This window comes from Streptomyces sp. NPDC048483 (genome assembly GCF_040651455.1).
Taxonomy (GTDB): Bacteria; Actinomycetota; Actinomycetes; order Streptomycetales; family Streptomycetaceae; genus Streptomyces.
The window spans coordinates 77,427-92,717 of sequence record NZ_JBEZJZ010000016.1; the positions used below are offsets into that span (position 1 = coordinate 77,427).

Genomic DNA, 15,291 nt, shown 5'->3' on the forward strand with positions numbered 1-15,291 from the left:
TCTGCGCCCACGTCAGCGCGCAGACAGCTTTTCCTGAAGCCAGTCGAAGACGACCTCGCAGTGCTGTTGCGGAGCCATCGGCGAGCAGTGCAACTGTGCGCCGGTGGCCGTGGTGAGCTTCACGTAGTCCTTGGGAGCCGTCAGCTTGTCGAACATCTGGCGCGGCTGGCCGGGATAGAACTGCTCGTAGTCGTAGTCCAGGACCAGCGTGGGCATCGTGATGCGACCCACGACGTTCGTGATGTCCAGGGACTCGATGCGCTTGGCGGGGGTGGAGAAGTCGGTGAAGAGCTTGCCCTCGCGGGCGGCGAGCATCGCCGGCACGGAGAACGGCTCCATGCGCTTCTTCATCGTCATGGCCGCGGTCGCAGACAGTTCGGGGGCGACCTCCTTGTTCCAGATGCGGTTGGTCTCCTCCTTGTCCGGGGTGAGGATCTTCCGGACCTCCGGAGGGAAGCCCAGCCAGGGCTCCAGCACGCCGGGCATCGCCACCAGAGCGGCGATTCTCCGCTCGTACGCCGCGGCCCGAGGGGCCAGGTCGCCCGCCATGCTCAGCCCTGTCAGGGCGATCTTGCCGGCGTCCACATCGGACCGGGCGACCAACCAGTCGACGAGCGGGGTGACCACGGTCTCCCAGCGTGGGGCGAAGACCACCCGGTCCACGAAGAGCAGCTGTCCCTGGCCGGGCCCGTCGTACACGAGGGCGTTCCAGCCCCGCTCCAGAGCGGCGGAAACGCCGTAGGTCCACATATCGACGTTCTGTCCGTCGCTGCCGTTCGTGAGGATCACGGTGGGCCGCCGCTCGTCGGATTCGTCCGGCCGGAAGAACCACACCGGCAGCGGGGTCCTGCCGTACGGGATGTTCGCCGTCACCGGCGCCGGGTCGCACAGCGCGCAGAACGTGTCCCAGGCGGCGCGCCCGGCCTTGTACAGCCGTTCCTCGCTGCCGGGGTCGTCGGAGCCCAGGACGAAGAACAGGGCCTGGCCGTAGTACTGGGCGGCCCGCAGGGCACGGAAGCGCGTGGTCTCCGTCCCGGGTTCGCTTCCCTGGGGCGCCGCCATCAGCTGGTCGCCGAGTGTCTTGAAGGTCTCGGTATACGTCTGCGCGGAGAGGCCGGCCTTGTTGATCGCGTTCACGGCGGTGAGTACCCCGCCCACCTCACCGGCACGGTTGCCGGACGCGCCGAGCGCGAGGAGCCCGCTGAAGTTGAACAACGGGTCCTTGAAGAGGGTCATCACCCCGGGCGTGGGACCGCCCGCCGCGGCTTGTGCCGCTTCCGTGCGACGGGAAGTGGGCGCATGCGCGGACTCCGCACCCGAGGTCGTACACCCCGCGGCCAGGACGGCCCCGGCCCCACCGGCGAGCCCGGCAAGCGCGGTGCGGCGGGTGGGGCCTGATGCGCGATCACTCGAAACGTACGTCATGACAGCCGAACGTACGAGCCCCGCCTCCGGGGCGGCCCCGCGACACTCACCGTTCCCCCGAGCGGCGCATCGCATGAAGTCGGACCTGACTCACCGGGCGCGGCGGTGATGCTTCCGCTGGACTTCGAAAGAGCCACCAACCGTTAAGGCTGCTGGTGTGGTTGCGCGTCGTCCACCGTGGCGCCGTCGGGCTTCCGTCCGAACGCGGCCACAAGGACGGCGGAGAGGTCGGCCTCTGGGGCGGCGGCGCTTACCTCCGCCAGGACATGGGGAAAGTCGTCATCATCGATGGCCCCGAGGTACTCCTGGCGCAACCGGTGGATGACCTCGACGAGATCGGGCCGCAGCCGCGGCCAAGCGCGGGATGTGCGGATCTGCCGACTGAAGGGCGGCGGCGGTGCCGATTTATCGCGGCCAGAAGTCGGCGAAACCCTGCGCCCACGTCCGTGCTTTCCCGATCTGTTCGTCAGTGACTTGGGTTCCCGGCCCCGGATCATTCAGGACATTGTTCGGCTGCGTGCTGTGCACCTGCGAGTTAATGATCAAATGACCGATCTCGTGGGCGATTATTGCAAACTTGTCCGATGCGCCGGAAGAAATGCCAACGCAATTATCGCCGACGAGGGCCCGGCCGGGGTGCGGTGAGTCCGGTGGCTCTATCCGATGCATGAAGATCACTTTGAGCACTCGCTTGTCCGAGATGTGCTGCGGGTGATTGGAAAGGGCGTCGTTGTTTTCCCGGAGGCGTCTGTCGTCCGCGCCCTGTCCGGCCACCGGGGCGGCGTGCTCGTTGTCGGTCTTGATGTCGATGTAGTTGACCAGCCGGAATCTGATTTTCGCTCTGCCCCAAATGCTGTCGGGCGACACCCAGCCGAGGTGGGTGTAGAGACCCTCGGCATCAAGAGTGGGCCAGTAGTCCCATGCGCGCTCGGCGAGCCTCAGTTCGGCGGTGCTGCCGTCTATGCTCCGGAAGTTGGTGGTCCCACTCACGATGGGGACCTGGTCCCACAGCGCCATCTGGCCGGGCATCGAGATGTTCGACACGGGAATCTGGTCGGAGAAGAAGCGCGCGACTTCGACGGGGACGAGGAGCACCTGCGGGTCGAGCGCAATGCGTGCCTTCTCGGCCGAGTTGGCGGCGAAGCCGTTCTTGGGCGCCTCGACGAGCAGTTTGACGTCGACCGGGCGATAACCGACGCGGATACGGGACAGCATTCTGACTTCGGCTCCGGCCTCGCCGCTGAACGTTCCGCCCGCGGCGGGCCAGGCGTAGGCACTGTCGCTCAAGGATCCGGCCCGGACGGGGCGCAGCCCGGCTTCCGCTTCGCCGTTACTGACGGAGAGCCGGGCATCTCCGTTGGTGAATCGCCAGCCGTTGTCCTGCCGGATGAGTTCCTGCGGCACCATGCCCTGCGCCCACTCCGCGTTCACTTTGATCAACTTGGTCGCGACCTCGACCTGCGGGTTGTCCGTGTCGACGAAGGTGACCCCGTCTTGGGTGTTCAAGAATCCTTCGACGACCAAGGAGAGCGTCTGAAGTGGCGGTTGCGGTTGGTTCTGCGGCTTCAACAAGGAGGAAAAATTGGTTTCCTCCCTCGCATAACGGTTGTTGAAGCCTTCGAGGACCGCGGCCTCCAGGACTGCAATATCAACGTCTTCGAGCTGACGGGGCGACGGATTGCCGGGCGAGTGCTCGTAGTTGAACACGATGACGTCGAGGAAGACCGGGCGTTGCAGCATGCGGCCGTTGAGTACTTTGAGCAGTGCCGCAGCGATCGCCGGATACGGCGTGAACTCGGCGTTGCCCAGAAAATCGGCGAGAGCGGATTTCGGAATGCTGAAATCGACGCCCACGTTGTCGAGGGCACGAATCACGGCTTCAGGATCGGTATCGTTCGGCATGACGATCGCCCTTTGCGTCCGGGTTGTTCCGACGCGTGGCCGGTGACGAGCCCGTTTGAGAATGATCGCGGTATGCCTGCTGCAGACAATTCCGATCGTCTCACGGCGTAAGGCGTGCCGCGAGCGCTGCTCGGGACAACGCGGCCCATGCCCCTCGTTCAGCTCCGGGCGAAGCACGGCCGACCGACGGCCGGCCCCAGGCGGGTCTTCGCACGGTGCACAGCCCGCACCGGACGCGGGAACTTGCGCTGAGGAGGCACGGTGAACACCCGTATGAGCTCACGACGTTGAGCGGTGACGACCGCACGGCCGGCTCACACGGCACCCGGCCACGAGTGACGCGAGAGACTTCGGCGCCGGCTCAGGAGACGTCTCCTGCCATCGCGCCCCCGCCGGTGGCGACGCCGCCGCGTGGCATGGGTGAGGAGAAGGGCTGCGTGTCCGGTTGGCACGTCGTTCCGGGCGGCGGGAGGCTGCCGTCGATGAAGTACCGGCTCTCGTAGGCGTTGATGCAGCTGCTGGAGTTGATCAGTGCGGTGTGCCCGTACCCGTTGTTGGTGAGCAGGCGGGCTGTGGCCAGTTCTTTGGCCATGGCCTGCGTGCCCGCATAAGGGGTGGCGGGGTCGTAGAGGGTGCCGACCACCAGGACGGTGTGCGCCGTGGGGTTGTTCCACGGGCCGTTGTACCGGTTGGCGGCTTGGGCGGGCCAGGTGGCACACGGCTCCGCGGCCCAGGCCCAGAAGCGTCCGGCATCGCCCGCACGGGTGGCACCGGCCTCCTCCAGTGCCTGATAGACAGCGGGGTCACGTGGATTGGGGCTGTCACCGCAGAGCACGGCAGCCCCCTGTTCTTCGCCCGTGTACGGATTCGGAACCGGGGGCGGAGGCAGGGGCAGGGGCGGAGGTGCGGACGGCTTCGGGGCGTGGCCCTGCCACAGATCCTGAAGCCGGCCGGCGAGATCCGTCCATCCCGGGTGAGCGACGTACAGGCCGCTCACTACGTCACCAACCGTCCTGGCGTAGGTCCACGTGCCCACCGGATGCTCCCGGAGGCGCCGCATCAGCTGATCGAACTTGTCGCGGGTCGCTTTCGGGCTGCCGGCGGAGAAGGCGCAGCGGGCGGCGGTGGTGGATCCGCACAGGGTGACGAACTGGTCCAGGGTTGCTGCTGCGCCGCGGTCCGCGCCCATGCGCAGGAATGTCGTGAGCCTCGGTTCGCTCTGCGAGGCGTGGTGCGTCCAGGCCTGCGGGTCGATATTGCTGTCGAGGACCATGGCGCGGACCTTGCCGGGGAAGAGGCCGGCGTAGGTGGCGCCCAGGATCGTGCCGTAGGAGATCCCGAGGTAGCTGAGTTGTGGGTCGCCTACCGCCTGGCGGAGCAGGTCGAGGTCGTGAGCGGTGTCGGCGGTCGACACATGGCGCAGGAGCTCGGGGTCGCGCCGTCGGCAACGCTGGCCCAGATCTTTGTACGCGGCGATCCAGGCCGCCCGCTGCTGTTCGCCCACGGGGAAGCCGGCCGGTTTGCTCGAGCGCCAGGCGGCGGCTTCCTTGGGGCTGTCGAAGCAGTTCACCGCGGTGCTGTGGCCGACGCCGCGGGGGTCCCAGCTGACGATGTCGAACCGCTCCCGCACCTCCTGCGGGAAGGCCTCGTAGTTCCGTGGCATCTGCACCGTGCCGGGCCCGCCGGGGCCGCCGGGGTTGAAGAAGAGGGTGCCGAGGCGCCGCCCGGGGTCGGTTGCCTTCCGTCGGATGACTGCCAGGTCGATGGTGCGGCCACCGGTGTCGCTGTAGTCCAGCGGGACCTTGGCAGTGGCGCAATCGAACCGACTGCCGGGTATGCAGGGGATCCAGATCCAGTCCGGCCGCGGGACGGTCACCGACGGTGACGGCATGCCATCGGCCTGAGGACGTTCCGGGCCGGTGAATATCGTTGAGCAGATCACCGTCGCGGCGAGGGCCGCCGCACAATGGCGGCTGCCCGCTATGGATCCGCGTATGGACATGCCCCGTCTTCCTCCTTCGCCGTTACGGGTCCGGTGCGGCCAATGCCGTGCCGATCGGTATGCATCCGTGTGCACAACGACACTGCGGTCCGGCGATGCGCGCGAGCCGACCGCGGCCGAATGAGGCGGGCCACCAAGGCCGTGGCCGCCGGCTACCGATCCGCATGGGTGTCAGATGCACGAAGGCCGTAGCCGTGTGTCCGGGCTGTGGAGTCTGGCCGGGCCGCGCGCACGGCTTCTGCCTGCGGTTTCCCGCTGACCTTCCCGACGCGGGGCGGCGCGTCATGCTGTGCCCTGGGATCCGGCGGTTCACCTGCGCGGACGCCTCGTGCGAACGGCGGACCTTCGCCGAGCAGGTCCCGGGGCCCTCGCCCGAGTCGGCTGGATGAGATCCCGCTACGTCAAAAGCCGGAAGCCGGGTTGCGCAGCCCACACTCTGAGGAACTCCGCCGAGCCGTATGCGGCGGGCCGCGGCTCGGTCATCGTCGCGACGATTCCGGGAAGGCCGGCCACGATCGGCACCTGGTCCTTGCGCAGTTCGGCGTTGGCGACGCCGCCGATGACGTCCATGACGGCGGCTGTCAGCAGGGCTGTGACGACGTGGTCAACTGGCGTGTTGCAGAACGTGATGACGTCGACGGCGTGGGTCGAGGTGAAGCCAAGGAAAAGTTTCTGGTCGTCTTCGTCGGCGTGCTCCGCTTGGAAGATGGCCTCGTCGCCGACGTCGGGTCCCATGAGAGAGACCAGTACGGGCCGACACCCGTCGACGCTCCCGGTGTCTGTGATGCCGAGACTCTCCGCGCGAATGTTCAGCTCGTACTCGCCGACCCGGTTCTCCTGAAAACGTGCCGATGAGCGAACCAGGAATTCGCGAAGCCGCTCGATCGACGCAGACGGGACCGCCTCCGCCAACTCGATCGCCAACACAGGCCCACTCATGGCTCAGATCCTAGGCAGCCAGGACGATCATCCCGAACCGATGACTCAGCGTGACAGCAGGAGGCCATCGGCCAGGCAGTCGCCGCCCAGTGCCCCCGGGCCGGACTTGAGGACCATTCCACCAGCAGAACCGCCACGGCCTGCGAGACCACCGAGCGGCCGCCGCCCTCGACCCAGATACGGGGGGGGGACGGCCTGACCTGGAACGACAGGAGGGCACCGGTGAGAACCGGTGCCCTCCGTCCATACGGGCTGCTACGTCTGCCGCCGAGGAGTAGTCGAGGCAGGCACGTCACTCGGATGCGGTCCCATCGCCGCAGCCAACGGGTAGGCCTAGCTCAGCGTCTTCAGGGCCGCCGCGTCGTACGGCTTCAGCTCCTCGAACCGGTCCCCCAGGACCTTTGCCGCCCACTGTGGGTCCTGGAGCAGGGCGCGGCCGACGGCGACGAGGTCGAACTCGTCGCGTTCCAGGCGGTCGAGGAGGTTGTCGATGCTGCCGACCGCGGCGCCTTCGCCGGCGAAGGCGCGGATGAAGTCGCCGTCGAGGCCGACCGAGCCGACGGTGATGGTGGGACGGCCGGTGAGCTTCTTGGTCCAGCCCGCCAGGTTCAGGTCCGAGCCCTCGAACTCCGGGAGCCAGTAGCGGCGGGTGGAGGCGTGGAAGGCATCGACGCCGGCCGCGGCGAGCGGGGCCAGGATCGCCTCCAGCTCCTGCGGGGTCTGGGCGAGCCTGGCGTCGTAGGCCTCCTGCTTCCACTGCGAGTAGCGGAAGATCACCGGGAAGCCGGGCGAGACCCTCTCACGGACCGCGGCCACGATCTCGGCCGCGAACGTCGTACGGGCCACTGCATCGCCGCCGTAGGCGTCGGTGCGGCGGTTGGTCCTCGCCCACAGGAACTGGTCGAGGAGGTAGCCGTGGGCGCCGTGCAGTTCGACACCGTCGAAGCCGATGCGCTCGGCGGCCGCGGCGGCCTCGGCGAAGGCACCGATGACCTCGTCCAGGTCGCCCCGGTCCATCGCCTTGCCGGCGTTCTCGGTGCCGTCGACGCGGATGCCGGAGGGCCCGACGGCGGGGGCGTCGGCGTAGGGCGCATCGCCCTGCTTGCGCACCATGCCTATGTGCCACAGCTGCGGCACGATCGTGCCACCCGCCGCATGCACGTCCTCGACGACCTTCGCCCACCCCGCCAGCTGCTCCGCACCGTGGAACCGCGGCACACGGTCACTCTGCCCGGCCGACTCGTGGCCGACGTAGGTCCCCTCGGTGACGATCAGACCCACACCCGCGGCGGCCCGACGGGCGTAGTACGACCGCACATCCTCACCCGGGACACCGCTCGGCGAGAACATGCGCGTCATCGGCGCCATCACGATGCGGTTCGGGACGGTCAGGCCGTTCAGTGCGATGGGCCGGGACAAAATCTCGGCCGCGCGGGAGGTAGAGGACGCAGAGACGGTCACGGGGTGCTCCTTGTAGATATCAGTCGGTATGTGTCATGCGTATGGATGTGTGTGGGGTCAAATCGCCCGGGCGATCACGGCATTCCGCCTGTCCGGCGAGCTGCCTGTGGTCCCGGACACCACCGCTTACTGCGCTGCGGGGTGCGCCAGCTCCATGTCGAAGCCGTCCGTGCCGTGGCCCGCGACGGCCAGCGCCGACGCCACGGGTGGGTAGCCGGTGGCGACGAGCGAGTACTCTCCCGCGGCCAGGTCGGTGAAGGTGTACGCGCCGTCGGCGTCCGTGATGGCGGTGCGCACCACGTTCCCGGCGGCATCCACCAGCGTCAGCCGGGCATCGGGCAGCGGACGGCCGCCTTCCCCGGCATGTACGGTGCCCCGCACCTGCAGACCGGCCGATCCTGTGGCGCGGGGGAGCCTGACGCCGTACGGGACCGGGGTGGCTGCCGCCATGACCGTGGCGGCCTGCGGCTGATGGCCGTCGGCGGCCGCGATCAGGACGTACGGGCCAGGGGTCGGGGCGTCAAGCGCATAGCGGCCGTCGGGGTGGGAGACCGCGCGGCCCACCTGCCGTCCGTCCGGCGAGATGAGCGTGAGGGCGGCACCGCCCAGCGCCTCACCGTCGGCGTCCCGCACCAGGCCGTGAAACCCGGACCCGGCAGGGACGGCGTCAACCGGGACTGCGTCAGCCGGGACGACGTCAACGGGGACGACGTCGGCCGCGACGGCCTCGGCCGGGGCCGTGGGCTCCGTCACCGGATCGCCCACGTGCCTCTCCGCGGCTGGAGTTTCCGGGGCGGGTGCACGCCTGCCCCGTCCCGGCAGGAACGCGGCGATCAGCAGCGCCACCACACATGCCGCGCACGCGATGATGAACGAGGTGCGGAATCCGTCCATGGACGGCAGCGGCACACCGCCCAGCGGCTGGGTCATATGGGAGAGCACAACTCCGAGGACCGCGCTCGCGGTTGAGGTGCCGATGGACCGCATCAGGGTGTTGAGGCCATTGGCGGCGGCCGTCTCCGAGGACGGCACCGCGCCCATGATCAGGGCGGGCATGGCCGCGTAGGCCAGTGCAATGCCGCCGCCGATGATGGCCGAGACGATCAGCGTCTGCCAGACCGCGTGCACCAGGCCGAGCGCCGACGCATAGCCGATGGCGATGACGACGCTGCCCAGCATCAGGGAGACCTTGGGTCCGCGAGCCGCCGAGAGCTTGGCGGAGACCGGGCTGAGGAGGATCATCACCACTCCGCCGGGCACCACGCACAGCCCCGCGACCACCATGGACTGCCCCAGCCCGTACCCGGTGGCCTTCGGCAGCTGCAGCAGCTGCGGGAGCACCAGCGACATCGCGTACATCGCGAAACCGACGGCGATCGCGGCCAGGTTGGTCAGCAGCACCTGGCGGCGCGCGGTGGTCCGCAGGTCGACCAGCGGCTGTTCCACGCGCAGTTCGACGGCGCCCCAGGCGAGAAGGATCACCACCGAGGCGGCGAACATCCCGAGTGTGGTGCCGCTCCCCCAGCCCCAGTCACTGCCCTTGGATATCCCGAGCAGCAGACAGACCAGACCCGCGGAGAGCCCGACCGCCCCGATGACGTCGAAGCGCCCGGGGGTGCGGACCGGCGACTCCGGTACGAACAGCGCGACGAGCAGCAGCGCGACCGCGGCCAGCCCGGCCGATCCCATGAACAGCACGTGCCAGTCGGCGTGCTCGGCCACGTAGGCGGCGGCCGGCATACCGAGCGCGCTGCCGACGCCCAGTGAGGAGCTCATCAGCGCCATGGCCGAGCCCATCCGCTCGGCAGGCACCTCGTCCCGCATGATGCTGATGCCGAGCGGGATCACCCCCATCGCCCCGCCCTGCAGGGTGCGGCCGACCACCATCGGCACCAGATCCGAGGTGAACGCGCAGATCAGCGAGCCGATGATGAGCAGCCCAAGGCTGCAGAACAGGATCCGCCGCTTGCCGAACATGTCGCCGAGCCGCCCCATGACGGGGGTGGCGACCGCTCCGGCGAGCAGGGTGGCGGTGATCACCCAGGAGGCGTTGGAGGTCGTGGTGTGCAGCAGCCGTGGCAGCTCGGCGATGAGCGGCACCACCAGGGTCTGCATCACGGCGACGACGATGCCCGCGAACGCGAGCACCGCGACGATCGGGCCTCCGGTGCGCGACCGCGCGTGAGTGGCCCGGCTATGGGGTGATGACACGCTTACCGCCTAGAGGTTCAGGCTCGGGCTCGCTTCAGACCCGGGGCCGAGGGGGATACGGCCTGGGGCCGACAGAAGGGTGTGCACGATGCACAGGATGTGCAGGATGCACACCGTACACCATGATGTGTATCATGCACATTGCGGCCGGGAGCGAGAACCCTGCACCATCCCGGGGGGCCGGGGGCCGGGGGCCCGGAACTCCGGGAGAGTGGAGTGCCGGGAAGGATTGGGAGGCGCGGTGCTGGAGAGACTGGAGCGGGAGCTGATGCTGCTCTCGCGGCACCAGGTGATGGCCCGCCGCGAGCGGGACCCCGAGCGACTGGAACGTTCGGCCTATCTGCTGCTCAGCCGGATCGACACCCAAGGCCCCATGTCCATCGGGCAGTTGACGGAGGCATTCGGGCTCGACACCTCGACCGTCAACCGGCAGACGGCGGCACTGCTGCGCTGCGGTCTGGCCGAACGCGTCGCGGACCCGGACGGCGGCATGGCCCGCAAGCTGCGGATCACCGACGAGGGCGGGCGCAGGCTCGCCGCCGACCGCGATGTCAACCGCTCGTGCCTGGCCAGGGTGGTCGCGGACTGGTCGGCGGACGAGGTGCGGGAGCTGGAGGACGCACTGGTCCGGCTCAACCACAGCGCCGAGGCGCTGGAGGGACGGTGCTGGCCGCGCGCGGAGGACCACCCGTCGGCGAACGCGCCGGCCCAGGAGGGGCGGTAGCGCCCCGCGCGCAAACGAACAGGGGCGGAAGCCGATCGTCCGGGCGGTGGAGCCGTACGGAGGCGCAATCGGGTACGGAGCGGGGCCCGCGGCCTCGCGCATCGTCCCACCGCTCCGCGCCCCCTCCGCCTCCGCCCCAGAGGCCGTGGCGAAGGCTCACCCCATGCTGCGCACCGTGTCACGCAGGCGCCGGGCCTCGCCGATCCGCTTCTCGTAGGTGGCCCCGAGCAGCAGCAGGAGCAGCCCGGCCGCGGCCAACGGCACCCAGCGGGGCAGGAGGCCGAACACCTGGACCACGGTCGGGGCGAGTTCGTGCATCCCGGCCAGCACGAGTACGCCGCCGCCGACGACCAGCGGTGCCTGCAGGCGCGTGCGCACCCCGACAACGGTGGCGAGCAGGGCCGCCACGCCCAGGAGCAGCGGCCGCGCCCAGTTCCCGTCGCTCCACATGGCGGCGAGGCTGGGGAGCATGGTTGCGCCCAGCCCCGCCCCGTAGGCGGACCAGGAGCCCGTCCCCGGGGTGGTCGTACGGCGGCGGTGGCCGATGACCAGTGCGGCTGCCGTGACCGGGAGCGTGTACGCCTCGGGGGCGGAGACGCCCGCCAGCGCGAGGCGCACCCAGGAGGAGGCGATGAGCAGGCCGGTTCCGACGAGTGCGGCGCGGCGGCGATCCGGGCGCAGCGCGATGGCCAGGCCCGCGACCCCGGTCACGGCGAGGGCCAGGCTCAGCGCACCGGGGTGAGGGACCGTCAGGGCGAGGGCGGTTGCCGCAAGGGCGTACCCCGTGCCTTCGACGGCCGTCGAGACCTGATCACGTCCCGGGATCCGGTGCCAGGCCGCCGCGGCGCAGGCGGCGGCGACAGCGACCGCGAGTACCGCGAACGCCGTGACATGCCCGGGCAGGCCGGCCGTGATCCCGGAGGCGACCGCCTCGACACCCAGGGCAAGGACGGAGAAGGCACCCGCGGCCCGCGCCATCGCGCGCTCGGCGGGCCGGGTGGTCGGCGCCGAGAGGACGTGGGCGAGTACAGCGGCCGACGCGGCAAAGGTTCCCCACACCGCGAGCACGGCGGCCCGGTCGGCCGACGACCACAGCAGGGCGAGAGCGCCGGTGGCGGCCAACGCCAGGAGCCGCGGTAGGAGTGCGGCCTCCGGCCGGCGCACGACGTCCACCGCTACGGCGACGGACGCCGCTGCGGCGGCCGCCAGCACCCACCCGTACGGCAGCCCCAGCGCCACCGGCAGCAGGAGCAGCGCGGGGACGGCAGCCAGTGCTCGGGCGTGGTGCAGCGCGTTCGCCAGTCGGTCCGTGTGCCGGTCGCCGACGGCACGGGCACGCAGTTCGGCCATGGCGGCCAGGACGGAGGCGAGCAGCCAGAGCACGACCAGCGGCGCGGTCGCGAGCTGCCAGCTCCACCGCGGCGGGTGACCGTCGCTCCAGAGCACCACGCCGTGCGCAACGGGCTGAGTGAGGGCATGCGCGAGCTCCGGCAGCACCACCACACCGGTCAGCAGCACGACGGTTGAGGCGGCGATCAGCTCTCCCACCGCAGCCGCGGCTCCGGGCGGCGGTGCGCACGGCCCACCCGTCGCAGGCTTCGCCCACCGGCCGCTCCGTGCACAGGACACCGCCGCCCACACGGCGATGAGCGCCGCCGGTGCCGCGTATCCGGCCACGGCCCACCCCGAGGGCATGATGTGCCGCAGACCGGCGCCGACGGCCACGATCAACGCCACGACGGCCACGCCCTCGGCGCCGGAGCGCAGCGCGATCGGCAACGTGCGGAAGCCGCGGCACAGTGCCGTGCCGAGCAGCACCAGCAGACCCAGCGGCACCCAGGCCCGCACCACCTCGGCCGGCGACGGGGCAACGAGCGCGTGCCCCGCCGCGAGCGCCCCGCCCAGCACCGCCCAGCCGCCGCCGACCGCCCGGGCCCCCATGACCAGGGCGGCTGCGGCCCGTTCACCGCCCAGCCGGTCGCGGAGCCCGGCGTGCCCGGCGCCGTCGCGTGCCGTGAGCGCGTACAGGACCGCGAAATCCACGGCGGCCGTGGCGATCATCGCGATCGCGTAGTCCTCGGCTGTGCCGCCCAAGGCGGCGGTGCCCAGGAGGCCGGGCAGTCGTGCCATCAAGAACCCCACGGGCAGCGGGAGACGGAGCCGCTGCCACCAGCCGTAGACCGCCGCTCCCACCGCCATCAGCGTGGTGAGCACCGCCCAGTAGCCCGCCGTCCCGACGCGGTCCAGACCGCCGAGTCCCGCCTCCCGGGCGGCGTAGCCGTCCAGGAGCACCAGGGCGAGTCCCACCGCGGCCGACGCCTCGGCGGTGGCCGTGAGCTGCCGCCGCCGCAGCGGACGGGGCAGTGCCAGCGCGCACGCGGTCAGCGCGAGCAGCACGGCGGCCCGCCCTCCGATGCCCAGCCGTCCCCAGCTCACCACGGTGAACACCAACGCGGCCACGACCACCAGCACTCCGCCGACGATCAGCAGCGCGGTCCGGCCGGACGGCGCGGAGAACTCCCGCCCCGAGGCGCCCGCCGCACCGCCGCCTCCGCCGACGGGAGCGGTCACCGGCATTCCCGCGGATGCGGCCACCGGCATCCCCGTGGGTGCGTCCCGGCGTGCCCGCAGCCCGGCCACCAACTCGCCGTGCCGCTGCACCAGCCACTGCCGGCGTGCGTCCAGCGCCCGCAACTCTCCTGTGACCTGCCACAACGCGAGGGCATCCGGCCCGGTCAGGGGAATTCGGCAACGGGCGCACCGCGCGGGCGGAGGCGACCCCAGAGGCGTTCCGCAGTCCGGGCACCCCGGCGGTTCCATGTCCATGGCGCGAGTATGCGCAGCCTTGTGGGCCACGGGCTTGAGTACCCGTACTCAATGTCGCCCTGCCCTACCGAAGGTGAGGTGGCGGTTTGGCCGCAACGTCCGCACGCCCAGGAATACGAGGTAGCCGGCGCCCAGGAGCTTGACGACCAGGTAGGCCGCGGGTGCAGCGGCCGGCACGGCCCCGCGTCCGGTGCTCAACAGCACGACCACCGAGGACAGACCGAGCCCGAGCGCCGTGCGACGTTCGTCGGCGGCCACGCCGGTGAGCGCCGTGCGGAGACCGGCGAGCGCGGCGGCAGGGCCTCCACCAGGGCGCTGCCCACGGCCAAGGTGAACGTCAAGGGCGGCTCGGTCGCGTTCGGCTGACGGCCGCTGCGGCGCGCCCTGGTTCAGCGGGTGCGGCGGGGCCGCTTCCAGCAGGCCAGGATGTCGTCGGTGGTGGCGATGGTGGCCACCAGGGCGAGCGTGTTGCGGACCATCGCCGGGGTGTATTCGGCGGGCACCCCGGCGATGGCGTCCGCCGGTACGACGGCCGTGTAGCCGAGGTTGACCGCGTCGAACACGGCGTTGGGGATCGCCACATTCGCCGAGACCCCGGTGACGATCAGCGTCCGGCACCCGACATTGCGCAGCAGGGCGTCGACCTCCGTGCCGGCTATCGGGGACAGGCCGTGCAGCCGGCGCACCACCAGGTCGTCGTCCGATACGGGGATCGGCTCGGCGACGCGTACCGCGGTGGACCCGGTGGTCTGCTGGACGGGCAGCCGCTCGGCGGCCTTGAAGAGCCGGGCGTTGCGGCTGGCGCCGCGCCCGTCGGGGCGGCGTTCGGCGATCGCGTGCAGCACCTGGGCCCCGGCCAGGTGGGCGGCGGCCACCAGGCGGGCGACATTCGCCAGCGCCCCTGTTTTGCGGGCCACATCGGCGAGCTCGGGCAGCGCGCTGTCCGTACCGACCACGCCGCGCTGGCACTCGACGGTGAGCAGCACCGTGGTGGCCGGGTCCAGTTGCTCGATGAGTCGTGCGTCCGACGGCATGGGCAATCCCCTCCTCTGCGAGGCGCGCAGGCTAGCCGCCATTGCGTCCTCTGGGAAGAGCCCGCATGCTTTCTGACGCCCAGTCAGGTTGCACGAGGGATGACAGCGGAGGCGATGACGGATGGCGGACACTCAGCGGCGCGGGCGCCAGATCATGATGACGCGGGACGAGCTCGACGCGTTCCTGGCGGCGCAGCGGACCTGCCGGGTCGCGACGGTCGGCGGGGACGGCGCCCCGCATGTGGGAGCACTGTGGTTCGTCTGGGACGGCACCGCACTGTGGCTGTACTCCATCACCCGCAGCAAGCGCTGGGCACAGCTGTGCAAGGACCCGCGGATCGCGGTGGTCGTCGACGACGGGCACGAGTACGGGGAACTGCGCGGCGTCGAGCTGGCGGGCTCGGCGGTGATCGTCGGCGAGGCGCCCCGTACGGGCGAGCCCTGCCCCGAACTGGACGGGCCGGAGCGGCTGTTCGCGGCCAAGTACTTCGGGATGGACGAGATGCCGCACGACGGGCGGCATGCGTGGCTGCGGCTGACGCCGCAGTCCGTCGCCTCCTGGGACTTCCGCAAGATTCCGGGCTGAGCGGCATTCCGGGCCGAGCGGCGGGGCGGGGTGAGCAGGGGGCGGATGAGCAGGGGGCGGGCGAGCAGCGGGGGGTGCGCGGCAGGGCAGGTGCGCGGCAAGGCCGGTGAGCGGCGAGACGGGGTTCTCTTCACGTCTTGATCGCGCTGTCGGAGACCGCATTGTCAGTGGTCTCTGCGAG

11 protein-coding genes and 1 pseudogene are annotated in these 15,291 nt (G+C 70.6%); 3 read left to right on the forward strand and 9 right to left on the reverse strand.

Features of this window, described 5'->3' with window-relative positions; all coding sequences use genetic code 11:
* Positions 1–12 precede the first annotated feature (12 nt).
* The 7 genes and pseudogenes from AB0D04_RS11650 to AB0D04_RS11680 all read right to left on the reverse strand — a co-directional run bounded on the left by AB0D04_RS11650 (position 13) and on the right by AB0D04_RS11680 (position 9,940).
* A complete protein-coding gene (locus AB0D04_RS11650; RefSeq protein WP_362701963.1) occupies positions 13–1,425 on the reverse strand; it encodes an alpha/beta hydrolase in 1,413 nt (470 codons plus the stop codon).
* Between the two features lie 143 nt (positions 1,426–1,568).
* Positions 1,569–1,802 (reverse strand): annotated as a pseudogene (locus tag AB0D04_RS11655) (hypothetical protein); the annotation flags it as partial.
* A 28-nt stretch (positions 1,803–1,830) separates the two neighbouring features.
* Positions 1,831–3,327: a hypothetical protein gene (locus AB0D04_RS11660; protein ID WP_362701965.1), complete on the reverse strand. Its 1,497-nt coding sequence runs from the start codon at positions 3,325–3,327 to the stop codon at positions 1,831–1,833.
* Between the two features lie 361 nt (positions 3,328–3,688).
* Positions 3,689–5,329: an alpha/beta hydrolase gene (locus AB0D04_RS11665; RefSeq protein WP_362701966.1), complete on the reverse strand. Its 1,641-nt coding sequence runs from the start codon at positions 5,327–5,329 to the stop codon at positions 3,689–3,691.
* A 396-nt stretch (positions 5,330–5,725) separates the two neighbouring features.
* Entirely contained in the window at positions 5,726–6,268 is a 543-nt protein-coding gene (locus AB0D04_RS11670) for a DUF6368 family protein (RefSeq protein ID WP_362701967.1), read from the reverse strand.
* A gap of 333 nt (positions 6,269–6,601) precedes the next feature.
* Positions 6,602–7,729, reverse strand: coding sequence for an NADH:flavin oxidoreductase (locus AB0D04_RS11675; protein WP_362701968.1), 1,128 nt, complete (start codon positions 7,727–7,729; stop codon positions 6,602–6,604).
* 126 nt (positions 7,730–7,855) lie between these two features.
* Positions 7,856–9,940 (reverse strand): MFS transporter, encoded by a 2,085-nt coding sequence (locus AB0D04_RS11680; RefSeq protein WP_362701970.1) that lies wholly within the window; start codon positions 9,938–9,940, stop codon positions 7,856–7,858.
* 268 nt (positions 9,941–10,208) lie between these two features.
* Between AB0D04_RS11680 and AB0D04_RS11685 the strand changes: the two genes are divergently transcribed.
* Complete coding sequence (locus AB0D04_RS11685) at positions 10,209–10,664, forward strand: MarR family transcriptional regulator (protein WP_362702012.1); 456 nt, start codon at positions 10,209–10,211, stop codon at positions 10,662–10,664.
* A gap of 156 nt (positions 10,665–10,820) precedes the next feature.
* Here the strand turns inward: AB0D04_RS11685 and AB0D04_RS11690 are convergent, their stop codons facing one another.
* Positions 10,821–13,379, reverse strand: a complete 2,559-nt coding sequence (locus AB0D04_RS11690) for a hypothetical protein (protein WP_362701971.1) — start codon at positions 13,377–13,379, stop codon at positions 10,821–10,823.
* 189 nt (positions 13,380–13,568) lie between these two features.
* On the opposite strand from AB0D04_RS11690, the gene AB0D04_RS11695 reads away from it, so the two are divergent.
* A complete protein-coding gene (locus AB0D04_RS11695) occupies positions 13,569–13,856 on the forward strand; it encodes a hypothetical protein (protein ID WP_362701972.1) in 288 nt (95 codons plus the stop codon).
* A 23-nt stretch (positions 13,857–13,879) separates the two neighbouring features.
* Here the strand turns inward: AB0D04_RS11695 and AB0D04_RS11700 are convergent, their stop codons facing one another.
* Complete coding sequence (locus AB0D04_RS11700) at positions 13,880–14,524, reverse strand: isochorismatase family protein (protein WP_362701973.1); 645 nt, start codon at positions 14,522–14,524, stop codon at positions 13,880–13,882.
* 121 nt (positions 14,525–14,645) lie between these two features.
* On the opposite strand from AB0D04_RS11700, the gene AB0D04_RS11705 reads away from it, so the two are divergent.
* The gene (locus AB0D04_RS11705; RefSeq protein ID WP_362701974.1) at positions 14,646–15,110 is read left to right on the forward strand and encodes a pyridoxamine 5'-phosphate oxidase family protein; all 465 of its coding nucleotides are present in this window, start codon (positions 14,646–14,648) and stop codon (positions 15,108–15,110) included.
* Positions 15,111–15,291: the final 181 nt, after the last annotated feature.